This window comes from Streptomyces sp. SP18CS02 (assembly GCF_036322365.1).
Classification (GTDB): Bacteria; Actinomycetota; Actinomycetes; order Streptomycetales; family Streptomycetaceae; genus Streptomyces.
Window position 1 is genome coordinate 136326 of the sequence record NZ_JAQYXC010000295.1, and the last position, 17806, is coordinate 154131.

Below are 17806 nucleotides of genomic sequence, written 5' to 3' on the forward strand. Positions count from 1 at the left end.
CTCAGGCGTCCCGCACGGCCCCCGCAGTGCCTCCCGGCGCTCCCGAAGCCGCAACCGCAAGCCGCACCAGCAAGCCGAAAAGAGTTTCCCTGTGGCCGCCGCCCGCCTCGTCGTCCTGGTCTCCGGGTCAGGCACGAACCTCCAGGCCCTCCTCGACGCCATCGCCGCCGATCCGGACGGATACGGGGCCGAGATCGTCGCCGTGGGCGCCGACCGTACCGGCATCGCCGGGCTGGAGCGGGCCGAGCGCGCCGGGGTGCCGACCTTCGTGTGCAGGGTCAAGGACTACGGCACCCGCGAGGAGTGGGACCACGCGCTCGCCGAGGCCACCGCCGCGTACGCGCCGGACCTCGTCGTCTCGGCCGGCTTCATGAAGATCGTCGGGAAGGAGTTCCTGGCGCGTTTCGGCGGACGGACCGTCAACACGCACCCGGCGCTGCTGCCCAGTTTTCCCGGTGCCCACGGCGTGCGGGACACGCTCGCGTACGGCGCGAAGGTCACCGGCTGCACCGTCCACTTCGTCGACGACGGCGTCGACACCGGCCCGATCATCGCCCAGGGCGTGGTCGAGGTCCGGGACGAGGACTACTCGGACGACGGTGCCGCTCTCCATGAGCGCATCAAGGACGTCGAGCGCTCGCTGCTCGTCGAGGTCGTGGGGCGTCTGGCCCGGCACGGCTACCGCATTGAGGGACGAAAGGTTCATGTCGGTGAATAAGCCCATCCGTCGCGCGTTGATCAGTGTCTACGACAAGACGGGGCTGGAGGAGCTCGCCCGCGGGCTGCACGAGGCCGGCGTCGAGCTCGTGTCCACCGGTTCCACGGCCGCGAAGATCGCCGCGACCGGCGTACCGGTCACCAAGGTCGAGGAGCTCACCGGCTTCCCCGAGTGCCTGGACGGCCGCGTCAAGACCCTGCACCCGCGGGTGCATGCGGGCATCCTCGCCGACCTGAGGCTGGACGCCCACCGCGAGCAGCTCGCCGAGCTGGGTGTCGAGCCGTTCGAGCTGGTCGTCGTGAACCTGTACCCGTTCCGCGAGACCGTCGCCTCCGGCGCCGCTCCGGACGAGTGCGTCGAGCAGATCGACATCGGCGGCCCCTCCATGGTCCGCGCCGCCGCCAAGAACCACCCGTCCGTGGCGGTCGTCACCTCCCCGGCGCGGTACGACGACGTGCTCGCGGCCGTCAAGGCGGGCGGCTTCGACCTGACCACGCGCAAGCGCCTGGCGGCCGAGGCGTTCCAGCACACCGCCGCGTACGACGTCGCGGTCGCCTCCTGGTTCGCGTCCTCCTACGCGCCGGCCGACGAGGCGCCGTTCCCCGACTTCTTCGGCGGCACCTACCAGCGCTCCGACGTGCTGCGCTACGGCGAGAACCCGCACCAGGACGCCGCGCTGTACGTCACCGAGGAGGGTGGCGGCCTCGCGCAGGCCGAGCAGCTGCACGGCAAGGAGATGTCGTTCAACAACTACACGGACACCGACGCCGCGCGCCGGGCCGCGTACGACCACTCCGAGCCCTGCGTCGCGATCATCAAGCACGCCAACCCCTGCGGCATCGCGATCGGTGACGACGTCGCCGAGGCCCACCGCAAGGCGCATGCCTGCGACCCGCTGTCCGCGTTCGGCGGCGTCATCGCCGTCAACCGCCCGGTGTCCGTGGCCATGGCCGAGCAGGTCGCGGAGATCTTCACCGAGGTGATCGTGGCTCCGGGGTACGAGGACGGCGCCGTCGAGGTGCTCGCCCGCAAGAAGAACATCCGTGTGCTGCGCGCCGAGGGCGCCCCCGCGAACCCGGTCGAGTTCAAGCCGATCGACGGCGGCGCCCTCCTCCAGGTCACCGACCGTCTCCAGGCCGACGGCGACGACCCGGCGGACTGGACCCTCGCCACGGGTGAGGCGCTCTCCGAGGCCGAACTGGCCGAGCTCGCCTTCGCGTGGCGGGCCTGCCGCGCGGTCAAGTCCAACGCGATCCTGCTCGCCAAGGGCGGCGCGAGCGTCGGTGTCGGCATGGGCCAGGTCAACCGCGTCGACTCCGCGAAGCTGGCCGTCGAGCGCGCGGGCGAGGAGCGCGCACGCGGGGCGTACGCCGCGTCCGACGCGTTCTTCCCCTTCCCCGACGGCCTGGAGATCCTGACCGAGGCCGGCGTCAAGGCCGTGGTCCAGCCGGGCGGTTCGGTCCGCGACGAGCTGGTGATCGAGGCGGCGAAGAAGGCGGGCGTGACGATGTACTTCACGGGCACGCGCCACTTCTTCCACTGAGCGGTGAACAGGCCGACGGCCCGCCGGGGTTTCCCGGCGGGCCGTCGGCGTGCCCGGTGGCCGGCCGCTCGCGCCGGCCGTGCCCTTGCCGTGCCCTGTCGTGTCTGCCGGGTCTGTCGTGCCCTGCCGGGTATCGGGGCAGGGGACGAGGTGGTCACGGGTTCCGGTCTCCGGCGGAAGGCTGCCGCCCCTCGTCGGAGGCCGGAGGCTGTAGGCCGGGGCCCGCCGCGCGGCAAGTCGGCCCCACCTTCGGCCCTTTCGGGCCCCGGAACCCCGGGAAAGGCGGAAGGCCGCGCAGCTCGCGAGGGCGAGCGGCACGGCCTTCAGCGGCGTGTGGCAGGACTCAGTGGCGCGAGCGCTGGAACCAGGCGGCGCCGTCCTTCTTCGCCACGAACACGATGATCAGGATGAGCAGCACGATGTGCACGATGCTCAGCGGGAAGAAGGGGTAGATGCTGAGCGCGAGGCCGAGCGAGGCGTAGACGATGATGCCGACGCGCGCGCCGTTGCCGCCCTTGCCGCACTTGAGGGCCAGCATGATCGAGGCCACCAGGTAGACCACGGCCAGCGCGATGAGCGCGTAGATGACACCGCTGGAGAAGTCGGCGAAGGCGTCGAAGCCGTCGCTGGACTGGAGCGACGGGTCGTCCTTCAGCTTGTTCACCGCGGCCGCGCCGAGGGCGAGCAGGATGATGCCCACGACCTGCAGACCTGCGATGACCCACATCATGACCTGGGCGGCCTTGATGGAACCGGGCATCGTCGTCGGCGTGGCCGGGTAGCCGCCGTACGGCTGTGCGGCAGGGGCCTGCGGGTAGCCGTAACCGGGCTGCTGCTGACCCTGCTGCGGGTAGCCGTAGCCGGGCTGCTGGCCCTGGGGCTGGCCCTGCGGCTGGCCGTAGGGGTTGTTCGGGTCGCCGAAGCTCATGACCGGTTTCCTCCGTGGATGGTGCGGGGACGGCGCGGCCCGCGCGGAGGAAACTTCAGAGAACGAGCGGTTTGCCCCCCGGCACTGCCCGCGGCTTGCGCGCTTCATCGTTGTCGTAACGTCGACTTTTTGTCCAGTCGGAATACCAAGGTGTTGTGCAAGTGCAACCTCGCCTTCCGCAGGGCGTACGCGAATTGGAACAGGGGAGGGGTCATCCGCGAGGATGGGGGCATGACCGCCCAGATTCTCGATGGCAAGGCCACCGCCGCCGCGATCAAGTCCGACCTGACCGCCCGAGTGGCGGACCTCAAGGCCAAGGGCGTCACGCCCGGTCTGGGGACGCTGCTCGTCGGCGAGGACGTCGGCAGCCAGAAGTACGTCGCGGGCAAGCACCGCGACTGCGCGCAGGTGGGCATCGCGTCCATCCAGCGTGAACTGCCCGCCACCGCCACGCAGGAGGACATCGAGGCGGTCGTACGCGAACTCAACGAGGACCCTGCCTGCACCGGGTACATCGTCCAGTTGCCGCTGCCCAAGGGCATCGACACCAACCGGGTGCTCGAACTGATGGACCCGGCCAAGGACGCCGACGGACTGCACCCGATGAACCTCGGCCGACTGGTGCTCAACGAGCCGGCGCCGCTGCCCTGTACGCCCGCCGGCATCATCGCGCTGCTCCGCCGGCACGGCGTGGAGATCGCCGGTGCGCATGTCGTGGTCGTCGGGCGCGGCGTCACCATCGGGCGTCCGATGCCGCTGCTGCTCACCCGCAGGTCGGAGAACGCGACCGTCACCCAGTGCCACACGGGCACGCGGGACCTCTCCGCGCAGCTGCGGCAGGCCGACATCGTGGTGGCGGCGGCCGGTGTCCCGCACCTGATCAAGCCGGAGGACATCAAGCCGGGCGCCGCGATCCTCGACGTGGGCGTCAGCCGCGACGAGAGCGGCAAGATCGTCGGCGACGTGCACCCGGGCGTGGCCGAGGTGGCCGGCTGGGTCGCCCCGAACCCCGGCGGCGTCGGACCGATGACCCGCGCGCAACTGCTGGTCAATGTCGTCGAGGCGGCCGAGCGCGCCGCGAACGCCGCCGCGAACTGAGCCGGAGAGGGCGACCCCATGGGCGTACGGGCGAACGACGACCCCGCCACCACGGACCCGGCCCCGGAGGAGGGGCCGCCCGCCGGCACGACCGGTACCTCCGGCGCGACCGGTGCCTCCGGCACGCCGGGCACCCCGGGCGACCCCGCCTTGGAGGGCGGCGCCCAGGGACGTCCTGACGCCGCTGCCGACGATGCCGCCACCACCACGGGCGGGTCCCGCTCCGGGGCCGCTCCGGAACCGGCCGCGAGCGGCACGGCCGGCGGCACGCCCCCCGACAGCGGGACCGGAAGCGCGACGACCGGGGAGGCCCCCGGCGAACCGGCCTCGGGCGGACAGGCTTCCGGCGAACCGGCCCCCGGTGGCGACGGTGCCTCCGCCGACGGCGACGGGCCCCCGCCGGGGGCCCGCTCCCGGCGGCCGCCGGCGCTCACCCGGGACACCGCGCGGCCCGAGGGCGGCGGCCGGGCCGCACCCGGGGACGCACCGGCGCCCGCGCGTCAGTGGCCGCTGCTCACCGTGCTCGGGCTCACCGCGCTCGGGCTGCTCGTCGTGGGCTTCGACCCGTTCCCGCAGGCGCCCCGGGTCGGCACCATCCTGGTCGGCGTGGCCCTGCTCACCGGCGCCGCGCTGCGCCGGGCGCTGCCGTCCGTCGGCATGCTCGCCGTCCGGTCCCGGTTCACCGACATGGTCACGTACGGCCTGCTCGGTGTCGTCATCGTGCTGCTCGCCCTGATGACGCAGCCGGGTCCCTGGCTGGAGATGCCGTTCCTGGAGGAGGCCGTGCACTTCACGGTTCGCTAGTGGATCCCGCCGGAACGGGCAAACGGGGGAACGGGCGAGGGGGGACGGGCGACGGGGGACGGGCAAACGGGGGAACGGGGTCGGCAAAGGGGTGATGTGACGGCGGGTCGGAGGGCCGGGCGGAGTATCCCGATGTCAAGAATCTTGATGCCAAGATATATTGCCCGGGCGTTGGCCGACCGGTCGACGGCATCACCGGCCCCGCCGCAGCGTGAGAGGGACGTTCCACCTCATGGCCAAGATCAAGGTAGCCAACCCCGTCGTCGAGCTCGATGGCGACGAGATGACCCGCATCATCTGGCAGTTCATCAAGGAAAAGCTGATCCTGCCGTACCTCGATGTCGAGCTGAAGTACTTCGACCTGGGCATCGAGCATCGTGACGCCACCAACGACCAGGTCACCGTCGACGCGGCCCACGCCATCAAGCAGTACGGCGTCGGGGTCAAGTGCGCCACGATCACGCCCGACGAGGCGCGGGTCGAGGAGTTCAGGCTCAAGGCGATGTACCGCTCGCCGAACGGCACCATCCGCAACATCCTCGGCGGCGTCATCTTCCGCGAACCGATCATCATGGAGAACGTGCCCCGCCTGGTCCCCGGCTGGACCAAGCCGATCGTCGTCGGCAGGCACGCCTTCGGCGACCAGTACCGCGCCACCGATCTGAAGGTCCCCGGCCCGGGCACCCTGACCATGACCTTCACGCCGCAGGACGGCTCGGACCCGATCGAGCTGGAGGTCCACGAGTTCCCGGGCGCCGGCGTCGCCCTCGGCATGTACAACCACGACGCGTCGATCCGCGACTTCGCGCGCGCCTCGTTCCGCTACGGCCTGGACCGCGGCTACCCGGTGTACATGTCCACCAAGAACACGATCCTCAAGAAGTACGACGGCCGCTTCAAGGACCTCTTCCAGGAGGTCTTCGACGCCGAGTTCAAGGCCGACTTCGACCGGGCCGGGCTGACCTACGAGCACCGCCTCATCGACGACATGGTCGCCTCGGCCCTGAAGTGGGAGGGCGGGTACGTCTGGGCGTGCAAGAACTACGACGGCGACGTCCAGTCCGACACCGTCGCGCAGGGATTCGGGTCGCTCGGGCTGATGACCTCGGTCCTCATGTCCCCCGACGGCAGGACGGTCGAGGCCGAGGCCGCGCACGGAACGGTGACCCGCCACTACCGCCATCACCAGCAGGGCAGGGCGACCTCCACCAATCCGATCGCCTCGATCTTCGCCTGGACCCGGGGTCTGGCCCACCGCGGAAAGCTGGACGGCACTCCGGAGGTCACCCGGTTCGCGCAGACCCTGGAGCAGGTCTGCGTGGAGACGGTCGAGGGCGGCCAGATGACCAAGGACCTCGCCCTGCTGATCTCCAGGGACCAGCCGTGGATGACCACGGAGCAGTTCCTCGACGCGCTCGACTCCAACCTTCAGAAGAAGATGGCCTCCGCCTGACTCTCCGGCCGGTCTCCGAATGGTCTTCGACCGGTCTCGGACTGGTCTCGGACCGGGCCTCCGCCCGAGTGCCGGCCCGAGCGGCCGGCCCGGATCTCGGCCCGAGCCCTCTCCGCCCTCCTCGCGCCTTTCTCCGGGATGTCCCGACCGGGCTCGGTCCGCCATGCCGCCACCGGATGGGCCGGCGCCGGGCGCGCGGAGGAACGCTGTGGCGGCGCCGCCCGTCCTCTCCCCCGAGCAGGACGGGCGCCGCCGGCCTGATGAGAGCGTCATGGACGCGCCAAGCTGGATCAAGACCTGCCTGGGGCCTGTGGCACGGAAGTGACCATTCCGGCATGGTGTGATCAACGCGCAACGGATGCGAAACTGGGGCGGCAATCTGGACGGCGGTGCTCGGGGGAGCCCGTTCCCGTCCCGAATGCGCCCGTGCGCCCCCAAGACAGGAACTGTCATCCTGGCTCCGCGCATCCCTGTGGGTGGACACCCCGGGGCGGCAAGGGGGCACGCAGCACGGGGGGCACATCAGGTACGTACGGGGGGACAGGGGGAAGCAATGCCTCGTTGGAAGGCGCTACCGGAGGAACTCGACCCGCAGGTCAAGGAGTTCACGAGTCAGCTGCGCCGGCTGGTGGACCGCAGCGGACTGAGCATCGCGGCGGTCGCGGACCGCACCGGCTACAGCAAGACGTCGTGGGAGCGCTATCTGAACGGGCGGCTGCTCGCCCCCAAGGGCGCGATCGTCGCACTGGCCGAGGTGACCGGCACGAACCAGGTGCACATCACCACCATGTGGGAGCTCGCGGAGCGTGCCTGGAGCCGCGCCGAGATGCGTCACGACATGACCATGGAGGCCATAAGGATCTCCCAGGCGCGCGCCGCGCTCGGAGAGTTCGGAGGCACCGCGGGGCCCGGGGCGTCCGGGCTGCCCGCCGGCCCGGAAGGACCCGCCCGTACGGCGTCGGCGCCGGCCGACCGCCCCGGCGAGCGCCCCTCCGTCATCCCGCCCGACGGGGGCCCCAACGGGCCCGCCCGCCGCGGCCCGGCCACGGCCGCCGCGGCGGTGCCCGCGCCCCGGTCCGCCCGGGGTCCGGCCGGTCGGGGAAGCGGCCAGCGCCGGGGTCCGGCCGGTCCGGGGCGCGGCAGGCGCAGGACGACGATGCTCCTCGCGGGAGTCGTGGGCGCGCTGCTGGTGATAGCCGGCGCCGTTCTCCTCACCGACCTGGGGGGCGACGGCGAGGACGGCGGGAAGGTCGCCCAGGCACCGTCCGCCGCGCCCACGCCCAGTGCCTCGCGGGAACTGCCCGCCGGTGTGAAGTGCGGCGGCGCCGACTGCAACGGCCAGGATCCGGAGACCATGGGCTGCGGCGGCACGCTGGCCACCACCGTCGCCTCGGCGACGGTCGGCGCGTCGAAGGTCGAGGTCCGGTACAGCAAGACCTGCGGGGCCGCCTGGGCGCGCATCACGCAGGCCAAGGCCGGTGACACGGTCACCATCACCTCGGGCGACGTGACGCAGAACGGTGCCGTCAGGATCGACCAGGACGCGTACACCCCGATGGTGGCGGCGGCCGACGGCAAGGCGCCGAAGGCGTGCGCCACGCTGAAGACCGGCACGGAGGGCTGCACCGAGCCGCAGTAGGACCCGGCGGACACCCACAGGGGTGCTCGCGGGCCGGCCCGCGGCCGGGTGCGCCCTGGTCACGCGGCCCCAGCCGTCCGGGGCCGTGTGTCTCGTGACGCCGCCTCAACCGTCCGGGCACGCCCTTGCCATGGCGTACCGCGGACACGCCGCGACACGCCCCGGCCGGGCCCGGACACGCCGCGACACGCCCTCGCGGGACGCGTGTACGGCGCCAGTGAGCCGTGACACAAGGGGGCGGGGGTTGATGGGGGCCCGGGTCGGATAGCCTGACCGCTGGATATCTCTTCATGTCGAGAGATCGATCATCACGAGGAGATGTCCAGCACCAGGGGCAGGGACCCCCACCGCCAGCTGTCTTACGGAGATCGCCATGACCCGCACTCCCGTGAATGTCACCGTGACCGGCGCGGCCGGCCAGATCGGCTACGCGCTGCTCTTCCGCATCGCCTCCGGCCACCTGCTCGGCGCGGACGTGCCGGTCAAGCTGCGCCTCCTTGAGATCCCGCAGGGCGTGAAGGCCGCCGAGGGCACCGCCATGGAGCTCGACGACTGCGCGTTCCCGCTGCTCAAGGGCATCGACATCTTCGACGACCCGAACCAGGGCTTCGAGGGTGCCAACGTGGCCCTCCTCGTCGGCGCCCGCCCGCGTACCAAGGGCATGGAGCGCGGTGACCTGCTCGCCGCCAACGGCGGCATCTTCAAGCCGCAGGGCAAGGCCATCAACGACCACGCCGCGGACGACATCAAGGTCCTCGTCGTGGGCAACCCGGCCAACACCAACGCCCTGATCGCCCAGGCCGCGGCCCCGGACGTACCGGCCGAGCGGTTCACCGCGATGACCCGCCTGGACCACAACCGCGCGCTGTCGCAGCTGGCCGCCAGGACCGGCGCCTCCGTCGAGGACATCAAGCGCCTCACCATCTGGGGCAACCACTCGGCGACCCAGTACCCGGACATCTTCCACGCGGAGATCGCCGGCAAGAACGCCGCCGAGGTCGTCGACGACGAGCAGTGGCTGGCCGACACCTTCATCCCGACCGTCGCCAAGCGCGGCGCCGCGATCATCGAGGCCCGTGGCGCCTCCTCGGCCGCCTCCGCCGCCAACGCCGCCATCGACCACGTCCACACGTGGGTCAACGGCACCGCCGAGGGCGACTGGACCTCCATGGGCATCCCGTCGGACGGCTCCTACGGCGTCCCGCAGGGCCTGATCTCCTCCTTCCCCGTCACCTGCAAGGACGGCGCGTACGAGATCGTCCAGGGCCTGGACATCAACGAGTTCTCCCGCGCCCGCATCGACGCCTCGGTGCAGGAGCTCGCGGAGGAGCGCGACGCGGTCCGCGCTCTCGACCTGATCTGAGCCGTCCCCGCACGCCTCACCGCCACGCCTCACCGCCCCCGGTAGCCCGCCAGCTGCCGGGGGCGCGGTGTTTCCGGCGCCGGCGCCGGGCCCGGCCCCAGGTAGGGGCGGCGCAGGCGCAGGAACGGCAGCTCGATGGCGTGATACGTCAGGAACGACAGCGCGATCGTCACCGGGAGCGCCACGACCAGCGTGACGAGGAAGGCGCCCCACAGGGGGGACAGGCCCCAGGGCGCGGGCGGCGGGCCGTACTCGCGGATCACCGTGAGCACCATGAAGTGGGTCAGGTAGACGGAGAAGCTGACCTCGCCCAGGCGGGCCAGGGCCCGGGGGAGCGGTCCGCCGGCGGCCTTGGCGCCCGCCACGTACGCGGCCACCACCAGGGCCCAGACGGCCCCCTCCACCGCGCTCCACAGCAGCTTGAGCGGGCTGTCCGAGACGAACCCGTGGACCTGGTTGAACGCCCAGAGGGTCCCCAGCGCCAGGACGAGCGCGCAGGGCGTGAGCCAGCGCACCCGGAGCCGGTCCCGGTGGTGCAGGTAGCACCAGGCGGCGAGCATGCCGAGCAGGAATTGGTCGATCCGCCCGGCCGGCCCCAGGTACAGGGCGGCCGTGTGCGGCTCGGGCACCGGGCTGCTCAGCCAGACCAGCGCCCGCAGCAGGGCGACGGCGGCCAGCAGCCGCAGCAGCGCCCCGGGCCCGCGCTCCGTCAGCAGCCGGTTGAGCAGCGGGAAGACCAGATACAGCTGGAGCTCGACGCAGAGCGTCCAGAAGACGCCTCCGTACGGCTGGCCGGGTGTCGTGACCGCCAGGATCCGCAGCAGGTCCTGGAAGGTGGGAAGGGACACCTGGGTGGCCGTGCCGAGCACGGCGATGACCAGGTACAGCGGGTAGATGCGCAGCAGCCGGTTGGTCACGAAGCGCCCGTAGCGCACGGGCCTGCCGTGGGCGCCCACGGTGAGGATGAAGCCGGACAGAACCATGAAGAGGGCGACACCCGTGTGCCCCTCGAAGACGAGGGTGACCACCGGATTGGCGGAGTACAGCCAGTCCGTGGCGGGCGTGAAGGCCCCGCCCTCGACGCGCGCTCCCAGCAGCTGGCACCCGTGGTACAGGACCACCAGCACGGCGGCGACCGCTCGCAGATGGTCGACGGGGGCCAGGTAGACGCGGTCGCTGCTGCGCATCCTCGCACCCTAGGCCGGGCGGCCCGCCATGGCGGGCAGCGAATCCCTACGGTCATCCATACGGATCATTGTGAAAGTACGATCAGATGTAGTACTTCTTATACATGAGCGAGCAGGTGCACAACAGGCTGGCGGTCGTGAGGGCTGAGCGGAAGGTGTCGCGTCAGGCACTCGCCGAAGCCGTGGGGGTCCACTACCAGACCATCGGCTACATCGAGCGTGGGCAGTACAACCCCAGCCTCGACCTGGCGTTGAAGGTGGCCGCCTTCTTCGGGCTCCCGGTGGAGGCGCTGTTCTCCCTGAAGCCGTTCCAGCCGCTCACCAGTGAGATCTACGGGAGGAAGCAGTGATGGGCGCGACGCGTTACGACCGGCGGATGTACGCGATCATGAACAAGCGCGAGGGGGCGGTGCTGTACGCCACGGCCGCGCGCAGGCGGACGGTGATCGGTGTCCACGTCCTCCTGACGCTCGCCGCCGTGGCGACCTGGCTGGGGATGCTACTGGAGGACGCGCTCTGGCCCGCGCTCGTGATGCTCGGCCTGCTGCCGCCCTGGGTCCTCACCACCGGGATCATCAACGGCTCCACGCGCGGCCTGCTCGAACTGCGCGGCCGGATGCTGGACGAGCGGCAGCTCGTCGAACGCGACCGGGTGCGCTCCCTCGCCCACCGGATCACCACCGGTGTCCTCGTGGCCGCCGCGGCCGGCACGGGCTGCGCGGTCTGGCTGGCGGACGTGCGGTTCGAGGGCATGCTCTTCCCCGCGCTGTTCGCCGTCCTGGTCCTGCACTGGCTGATGCCGCTGTGGGTGGCCGGTCTTCGCGTACAGGACGAATGCCTCGAAGACAGCGCCGAGTGAGCAAACCCACTTTCGCAGGGTAGTTGCGCATGCTTTCCGCGCCCCGGGGCAGGGACCCCGTCCGCCGGTCACCGGTCGGCGGAGAACAAGTCGGGAACGGAAGGCAAGACGCGACGTGTCGGACCAAAAGACCATCCACGTGGGCGGAGAGTGGCGTGCCGCCGCGTCCGGCGCCACGCGAGACATCCTCGACCCGGCCGACGCGTCGACCCTCGCGGTCGTGGCGGAGGGCGGGGCCGAGGACACCGACGCCGCCGTCGCCGCCGCACGCACGGCGTTCGACCAGGGGGAGTGGCCACGAACGCCGGTCGCCGAACGGGCCGCGCTGCTGCGGCGCGTCGCCGACCTCCTGCAGCGCGACCGCGAGTCGATCGGCCTGCTGGAGAGCCGCGACGCCGGAAAGACCCTGGAGGAAGGGCGCGTCGACGTCGACTGCGTCACCGACGCCTTCCGTTACTTCGCCGACCTCGTCGTGAACGAGAGCGGCGGCCGCGTCGTCGACGCCGGCTCGCCCGACATCCACAGCGTGGTCGTGCACGAACCCGTCGGGGTCTGCGCGCTCATCACGCCCTGGAACTACCCGCTGCTGCAGGCGAGCTGGAAGATCGCCCCGGCGCTCGCCGCGGGCAACACCTTCGTGATCAAGCCGAGCGAGATCACCCCGCTCACCACCGTCGCCCTCATCGGCCTCCTGGCGGAGGCCGGTCTCCCGGCCGGCGTCGCGAACCTGGTCACCGGCCCCGGTGACACCGTCGGCGCCCGCATGTCCGAGCACCCCGACGTCGACCTGGTGTCGTTCACCGGCGGTCTCGTCAGCGGTACGAAGGTCATGCGCACCGCCGCCGACACCGTCAAGAAGGTCGCCCTGGAACTGGGCGGCAAGAACCCCAACGTCGTCTTCGCCGACGCCTGCGCCACCGAAGAGGGCTTCGACACCGCCGTCGACCAGGCGCTCAACGCCGCCTTCATCCACAGCGGCCAGGTCTGCTCGGCCGGCTCGCGGCTCATCGTCGAGGAGTCCCTGCGGGAGCGGTTCGTCGCCGAACTCGCCCGCCGCGCCGAGCGCATCCGCATCGGCCGCGGCACCGACGACGGCGTCGAGTGCGGGCCCCTCGTCTCCGAGCGGCAGCTCGCCCGTACCGAGGAGTACGTCGCCTCCGCCCTCTCCGAGGGCGCGGTCCTGCGCGCCGGCGGCGAACGCCCCGACGGCCCCGGCTACTTCTACCGGCCGACCGTCCTCGACCGCTGCCACCGCGCCATGCGGGTCGTGCGCGAAGAGGTCTTCGGCCCGGTGCTCACCGTCGAGACGTTCCGCACCGAGGACGAGGCCGTCGCCCTCGCCAACGACACCGAGTACGGACTGGCCGGTGGCGTCTGGTCGGCCGACGCCGGACGCGCGCGGCGCGTCGCCGGCCGGCTGCGCCACGGCACCGTGTGGATCAACGACTTCCACCCCTACCTCCCGCAGGCGGAGTGGGGCGGCTTCGGCAAGAGCGGCATCGGCCGCGAACTGGGACCCGCCGGACTCGCCGAGTACCGCGAGACCAAGCACGTCTACCAGAACCTCGCCCCGCGGCCCGTGCGCTGGTTCGCGGGCTGACCGACGGGAGAGAGAACAGTATGAGCACCGGCACCACGTACGACTACGTCATCGTCGGAGGCGGCACCGCCGGTTCCGTCATCGCCCACCGCCTCACCGATGACCCCGACGTCACCGTCGCGGTCATCGAGGGCGGCCCCTCCGACGTCGACCGCCCCGACGTGCTGACCCTGCGCCGCTGGATGGGGCTCCTCGGCGGCGACCTGGACTACGACTACCCCACCACCGAGCAGCCACGCGGAAACTCGCACATCCGCCACAGCCGCGCCAGGGTGCTGGGAGGCTGTTCGTCGCACAACACGCTGATCGCGTTCAAGCCGCTGCCCTCCGACTGGGACGAGTGGGCGGAAGCGGGGGCCGAGGGCTGGCACGCGGCCGCCATGGACTCCTACTTCGACAAGCTCCTCAACAACATCGTCCCCGTGGACGAGGCCGACCGGAACGCCATCGCGCGCGACTTCGTCGACGCGGCGCAGACGGCGCTCGGGGTGCCGCGCGTCGAGGGGTTCAACAAGAAGCCGTTCCACGAGGGCGTCGGCTTCTTCGACCTCGCCTACCACCCGGAGAACAACAAGCGCTCGTCCGCCTCGGTCGCGTACCTCCACCCGATCATGGACAGACGTCCCAACCTCCACATCCTGCTGGAGACCTGGGCCTACCGGCTGGAGCTCGACGGCACCCGCGCCCGGGGCGTGCACGTCCGCGCCAAGGACGGTACCGAGCGGCTCATCGAGGCCCGCCGCGAAGTGGTGGTCTGCGCGGGCGCCGTGGACACCCCCCGGCTGCTGCTGCACTCCGGCATCGGACCCCGTGAGGACCTGGAGGCGCTCGGCATCCCCGTCGTCCACGACCTGCCGGGCGTCGGCGAGAACCTCCTCGACCACCCCGAGTCGGTCATCGTCTGGGAGACGAACGGGCCCATCCCGGAGAACTCCGCGATGGACAGCGACGCCGGTCTGTTCGTGCGCCGGGACCCCGAGTCCCCGGGCCCGGACCTGATGTTCCACTTCTACCAGATCCCGTTCACCGACAACCCCGAGCGGCTCGGCTACCAGCGCCCCGCGTACGGCGTGTCGATGACGCCGAACATACCCAAGCCCCGCAGCCGCGGCCGGCTCTACCTGACCAGTGCCGACCCGGAGGTCAAGCCCGCGCTCGACTTCCGCTACTTCACCGACGAGGACGACTACGACGGCCGCACCCTCGTCGACGGCATCCGCATCGCCCGGGAGATCGCCCGCTGCGAACCGCTCGCCGGATGGCTCAAGCGCGAGGTCGCGCCGGGCCCCGAGGTCACCGGCGACGAGGAGCTCGGCGAGTACGCCCGCAAGGTCGCCCACACCGTCTACCACCCGGCCGGGACCTGCCGCATGGGCGCGTCCGACGACGAACAGGCCGTGGTGGACCCGGAGCTGAGGATCCGGGGCCTCGACGGCATCCGGATCGCCGATGCGTCCGTCTTCCCGACCATGACCGCCGTGAACCCGATGATCGGCGTACTCATGGTCGGCGAGAAGTGCGCCGAACTGCTGGGGGGTCACACCCGATGAGTACGACACAGACACCCGACGACGCCACGCCCGCCACGCCCGCTTCCCCGGCCACCGCCGCCGGTTCCGGCACGGCGCCCGCGGCCGCCGAACCCGTCTTCTCCGTGACCGGCCTGTGGAAGGTGTTCGGGCCCAGGGCGGAGCGGGTGCCCGGATCCGAGCTCGCCGAACTGCCGCCCGCCGAGCTGCGCGAACGCAGCGGCTGCACCGCCGCCGTCCGGGACGTCTCCTTCGACGTCCGCAAGGGCGAGGTCTTCGTCGTCATGGGCCTGTCCGGCTCCGGCAAGTCCACCCTCGTGCGCTGCCTGACCCGGCTCATCGAGCCGACCTCCGGCACCGTCGCCATCGACGGCGAGGACATCCTGTCCATGGACAAGGGCCGGCTGCGCGAACTGCGCCGCCACCGCGCCGCGATGGTCTTCCAGCACTTCGGCCTGCTGCCGCACCGCACGGTCCTCGACAACGTCGCCTACGGCCTGGAGATCCAGGGCATGGGCCGCGCCGAGCGGCGCGCCAAGGCCGCCGAGGTCGTCGCCAAGGTGGGCCTCGAAGGCATGGAGGACCGCAGGCCCGGCCAGCTCTCCGGCGGTCAGCAGCAGCGCGTGGGCCTCGCCCGGGCGCTCGCCGTCGACCCCGAGGTGCTGCTCTTCGACGAGCCGTTCAGCGCGCTGGACCCGCTGATCCGGCGCGACATGCAGGAGGAGGTCATCCGGCTCCACCGCGACGAGGGCCGCACGATGATCTTCATCACCCATGACCTCGGCGAGGCCCTGCGCCTGGGCGACCGGATCGCGCTGATGCGCGACGGCCGGATCGTCCAGCTCGGCACGCCCGAGGAGATCGTCGGCCAGCCCGCCGACGACTACGTACGGGACTTCGTCCGCGACGTGCCGCGCGAGCAGGTCATGACGGTACGCACGGCGATGCGACCGCCCTGTGACGACGACGACGCGTCCGGCCCCGCCGTCGCGCCCGACGCGACCGTCGCCACCGCCATCGAGGCCGTCGCCCGCAGCGGCGGCCCGGTCCGGGTCGTCGAGAACGGCCGGTGCCTGGGGATCGTCGACCACAAGGGCCTGCTGTCGATCGTTGCGGGAGTCCATCCCGGGAAGGCGGCGGCATGACCGCAGCCGTCACCTCCCCCGTCACCGAACCCTCCGCCGCCACCGAACCCTCCGCCTGGCCGCTGCGCAGACTCCTGCCGCTCGCCGCCGCGATCGTCCTCGTGCCGCTCGGCCTCCTCCTCGCGGGCGGCGGCGACTGGCCCGCCGCCCTCACGGTCGACCTGTCCGGACCGCTCGGCTCCGCCAGCGACTGGATCATCGACAACCGGGACGGCCACCCGGTCTTCCTCTACTTCTTCGGGCACATCAGCAACGCCGTCGTCCTGTCCGTGCGCGGGGTGTACCTGGTGCTGCTCGCCGCCGGATGGGCGGGCGTCACCGCCGCCGCCGGACTGATCGCCTGGCGCCTCGCGGGCGTCCGCCTCGCCCTCTCCGCCGTGGCCGCGTTCGCCGTGTGCGGACTGCTCGGCATGTGGGTGCCCACCATGCAGACGCTCGCCCTCATGGTGGTCGCCGTAGCCGCGTCCGTCGCCGTCGGCGGACTGCTCGGCCTGGCCGCAGGACTGTCGGACCGGACGTTCCGGGCGCTTCGACCGGTCCTCGACACCATGCAGGTGCTGCCCGCCTTCGCGTATCTGCTGCCGGTGGTCCTGGTCTTCGGCATCGGCGTGCCCGCCGCCGTCCTGGCGACCGTCGTCTACGCCGCCCCGCCCATGGCCCGGCTCACCGCCCTCGGTCTGCGCGACGCGGACGAGGGCGTACTGGAGGCATCCGCCTCCCTCGGCGCGACCGGCCGCCAGCGGCTGCTCACCGCCCGCCTCCCGCTGGCCCGCAAGGAACTCCTCCTCGGCGTCAACCAGTCGATCATGATGGCGCTGTCGATGGCGGTCATCGCCTCGGTCATCGGCGCGGGCGGCCTCGGCGACCGCGTCTACCAGGCGCTCGCCTCCGTGGACGTGGGCGCGGCCCTGGCCGCCGGCATCCCGATCGTGCTGCTCGCGGTGGTGCTGGACCGGATGGCCTGCGGCCGGCGCGGGCCGGACGGCCTGTCCGGCCGGGCAGGCTGGGCCGTGGCCGCCGTCGCGACGGTCGCCGTCGCCCTCGCCGGGCGGTTCCTGGGCCGGCCCGGCTGGCCCGACGCCTGGCACGTCGGCATCGCCGAGCCCGTCAACCGGGCCGTGGACTGGATGACGGCGCACCTCTACTCCGGTGTCCCGGTCATCGGCGGCACCGCCGACTGGGCGGCCCGCTTCACGGGCTGGGTGCTCGACCCCCTCCGCGGCGGCCTCCAGGCCCTGCCCTGGTGGGCCGTGCTGCTGCTGGTCGGCGCGCTCGCCCTGCTGGTGGGCACCTGGCGCACGGCGCTGACGGCCGTCCTCGCGATGTCCGCGATCGGGGTCCTCGGCGTGTGGGACGCCTCGCTCGACACGCTCTCGCAGGTCCTCGCCGCCGTCGCCGTGACCCTGGTGCTGGGCTTCGCCGTCGCGGTGGCCGCGGCGCGCGGCCCGAGGTTCGAGCGGGTCCTGCGCCCGGTGCTGGACGTCTGCCAGACCATGCCGCAGTTCGTCTACCTCATCCCGGTCGTGGCGCTGTTCGGCGTGGGCCGCGCCCCGGCGGTCGCCGCCGCCGTGGTGTACGCGCTGCCCGCCGTCGTCCGCATCACCACCCAGGGGCTGCGGGGCGTCGACCCGGTGGCCATGGAGTCCGCCCGCTCGCTCGGTGCGACGGGCTGGCAGCAGCTGCGCCAGGTCCAGCTGCCCCTCGCCCGGCCCGCGTTGCTGCTGGCCGTGAACCAGGGCGTGGTGCTCGTCCTCGCCGTCGTCATCATCGGCGGCCTGGTCGGGGGCGGCGCGCTCGGCTACGACGTGGTGTTCGGCCTCGCCCAGGGCGACCTGGCGACCGGACTGGTCGCGGGCGCCGCGATCGTCTGCCTCGGCCTGGTGCTCGACCGGGTGACCCAGCCGACGGAACGCCGCACCGGCGCCGGAAAGGGGGCCTGA

15 protein-coding genes are annotated in these 17806 nt (G+C 72.0%); 13 read left to right on the forward strand and 2 right to left on the reverse strand.

Annotation, left to right across the window (positions count from 1 at the left end):
- The first annotated feature begins 91 nt into the window (after positions 1 to 91).
- Together purN and purH are read left to right on the forward strand one after the other, a co-directional pair.
- Complete coding sequence (purN, locus tag PUR26_RS27320) at positions 92 to 718, forward strand: phosphoribosylglycinamide formyltransferase (protein ID WP_329876166.1); 627 nt, start codon at positions 92 to 94, stop codon at positions 716 to 718.
- On the forward strand, positions 705 to 2261 hold the full coding sequence (gene purH, locus PUR26_RS27325) for a bifunctional phosphoribosylaminoimidazolecarboxamide formyltransferase/IMP cyclohydrolase (RefSeq protein WP_329876168.1): 1557 nt from the start codon (positions 705 to 707) through the stop codon (positions 2259 to 2261). Before purN ends, purH begins: the two co-directional genes overlap by 14 nt.
- Before the next feature lie 343 nt (positions 2262 to 2604).
- On the opposite strand, the gene PUR26_RS27330 is transcribed toward purH, so the two are convergent.
- On the reverse strand, positions 2605 to 3189 hold the full coding sequence (locus PUR26_RS27330) for a hypothetical protein (RefSeq protein ID WP_329876169.1): 585 nt from the start codon (positions 3187 to 3189) through the stop codon (positions 2605 to 2607).
- A 231-nt stretch (positions 3190 to 3420) separates the two neighbouring features.
- On the opposite strand from PUR26_RS27330, the gene PUR26_RS27335 reads away from it, so the two are divergent.
- The 5 genes from PUR26_RS27335 (at position 3421) to PUR26_RS27355 (ending at position 9546) form a co-directional block, all read left to right on the forward strand.
- Complete coding sequence (locus PUR26_RS27335) at positions 3421 to 4287, forward strand: bifunctional methylenetetrahydrofolate dehydrogenase/methenyltetrahydrofolate cyclohydrolase (RefSeq protein WP_329876170.1); 867 nt, start codon at positions 3421 to 3423, stop codon at positions 4285 to 4287.
- An 18-nt stretch (positions 4288 to 4305) separates the two neighbouring features.
- The gene (locus PUR26_RS27340) at positions 4306 to 5091 is read left to right on the forward strand and encodes a DUF3017 domain-containing protein (protein WP_329876171.1); all 786 of its coding nucleotides are present in this window, start codon (positions 4306 to 4308) and stop codon (positions 5089 to 5091) included.
- Between the two features lie 232 nt (positions 5092 to 5323).
- Positions 5324 to 6544 carry an NADP-dependent isocitrate dehydrogenase gene (locus tag PUR26_RS27345; RefSeq protein WP_329876172.1) on the forward strand — a complete coding sequence of 407 codons (1221 nt, stop codon included), beginning with the start codon at positions 5324 to 5326 and terminating at the stop codon, positions 6542 to 6544.
- A 553-nt stretch (positions 6545 to 7097) separates the two neighbouring features.
- On the forward strand, positions 7098 to 8183 hold the full coding sequence (locus tag PUR26_RS27350) for an XRE family transcriptional regulator (RefSeq protein ID WP_329876173.1): 1086 nt from the start codon (positions 7098 to 7100) through the stop codon (positions 8181 to 8183).
- Positions 8184 to 8556: 373 nt separating this feature from the next.
- On the forward strand, positions 8557 to 9546 hold the full coding sequence (locus tag PUR26_RS27355; RefSeq protein WP_329876175.1) for a malate dehydrogenase: 990 nt from the start codon (positions 8557 to 8559) through the stop codon (positions 9544 to 9546).
- A gap of 29 nt (positions 9547 to 9575) precedes the next feature.
- On the opposite strand, the gene PUR26_RS27360 is transcribed toward PUR26_RS27355, so the two are convergent.
- Complete coding sequence (locus PUR26_RS27360; protein ID WP_329876177.1) at positions 9576 to 10733, reverse strand: acyltransferase family protein; 1158 nt, start codon at positions 10731 to 10733, stop codon at positions 9576 to 9578.
- A 104-nt stretch (positions 10734 to 10837) separates the two neighbouring features.
- On the opposite strand from PUR26_RS27360, the gene PUR26_RS27365 reads away from it, so the two are divergent.
- The 6 genes from PUR26_RS27365 (at position 10838) to PUR26_RS27390 (ending at position 17806) form a co-directional block, all read left to right on the forward strand.
- Positions 10838 to 11083, forward strand: coding sequence for a helix-turn-helix transcriptional regulator (locus tag PUR26_RS27365; RefSeq protein WP_329876179.1), 246 nt, complete (start codon positions 10838 to 10840; stop codon positions 11081 to 11083).
- On the forward strand, positions 11083 to 11592 hold the full coding sequence (locus PUR26_RS27370; protein WP_329876181.1) for a hypothetical protein: 510 nt from the start codon (positions 11083 to 11085) through the stop codon (positions 11590 to 11592). The genes PUR26_RS27365 and PUR26_RS27370 overlap by 1 nt, the downstream gene beginning before the upstream one ends.
- Positions 11593 to 11707: 115 nt before the next feature.
- On the forward strand, positions 11708 to 13192 hold the full coding sequence (locus tag PUR26_RS27375; RefSeq protein WP_329876183.1) for an aldehyde dehydrogenase family protein: 1485 nt from the start codon (positions 11708 to 11710) through the stop codon (positions 13190 to 13192).
- A gap of 20 nt (positions 13193 to 13212) precedes the next feature.
- On the forward strand, positions 13213 to 14742 hold the full coding sequence (locus PUR26_RS27380; RefSeq protein ID WP_329876185.1) for a GMC family oxidoreductase: 1530 nt from the start codon (positions 13213 to 13215) through the stop codon (positions 14740 to 14742).
- On the forward strand, positions 14739 to 15866 hold the full coding sequence (locus PUR26_RS27385; RefSeq protein WP_329876187.1) for a quaternary amine ABC transporter ATP-binding protein: 1128 nt from the start codon (positions 14739 to 14741) through the stop codon (positions 15864 to 15866). Before PUR26_RS27380 ends, PUR26_RS27385 begins: the two co-directional genes overlap by 4 nt.
- A complete protein-coding gene (locus tag PUR26_RS27390; protein WP_329876189.1) occupies positions 15863 to 17806 on the forward strand; it encodes an ABC transporter permease subunit in 1944 nt (647 codons plus the stop codon). Before PUR26_RS27385 ends, PUR26_RS27390 begins: the two co-directional genes overlap by 4 nt.

Coding starts and splice junctions, on each gene's coding strand:
- purH (WP_329876168.1), top strand. CDS start 705: ATGTCGGTGAATAAGCCCATCCGTCGCGCGTTGATCAGTGTCTACGAC.
- PUR26_RS27330 (WP_329876169.1), bottom strand. CDS start 3,189: ATGAGCTTCGGCGACCCGAACAACCCCTACGGCCAGCCGCAGGGCCAG.
- PUR26_RS27335 (WP_329876170.1), top strand. CDS start 3,421: ATGACCGCCCAGATTCTCGATGGCAAGGCCACCGCCGCCGCGATCAAG.
- PUR26_RS27340 (WP_329876171.1), top strand. CDS start 4,306: ATGGGCGTACGGGCGAACGACGACCCCGCCACCACGGACCCGGCCCCG.
- PUR26_RS27345 (WP_329876172.1), top strand. CDS start 5,324: ATGGCCAAGATCAAGGTAGCCAACCCCGTCGTCGAGCTCGATGGCGAC.
- PUR26_RS27350 (WP_329876173.1), top strand. CDS start 7,098: ATGCCTCGTTGGAAGGCGCTACCGGAGGAACTCGACCCGCAGGTCAAG.
- PUR26_RS27355 (WP_329876175.1), top strand. CDS start 8,557: ATGACCCGCACTCCCGTGAATGTCACCGTGACCGGCGCGGCCGGCCAG.
- PUR26_RS27360 (WP_329876177.1), bottom strand. CDS start 10,733: ATGCGCAGCAGCGACCGCGTCTACCTGGCCCCCGTCGACCATCTGCGA.
- PUR26_RS27365 (WP_329876179.1), top strand. CDS start 10,838: ATGAGCGAGCAGGTGCACAACAGGCTGGCGGTCGTGAGGGCTGAGCGG.
- PUR26_RS27370 (WP_329876181.1), top strand. CDS start 11,083: ATGGGCGCGACGCGTTACGACCGGCGGATGTACGCGATCATGAACAAG.
- PUR26_RS27380 (WP_329876185.1), top strand. CDS start 13,213: ATGAGCACCGGCACCACGTACGACTACGTCATCGTCGGAGGCGGCACC.
- PUR26_RS27385 (WP_329876187.1), top strand. CDS start 14,739: ATGAGTACGACACAGACACCCGACGACGCCACGCCCGCCACGCCCGCT.
- PUR26_RS27390 (WP_329876189.1), top strand. CDS start 15,863: ATGACCGCAGCCGTCACCTCCCCCGTCACCGAACCCTCCGCCGCCACC.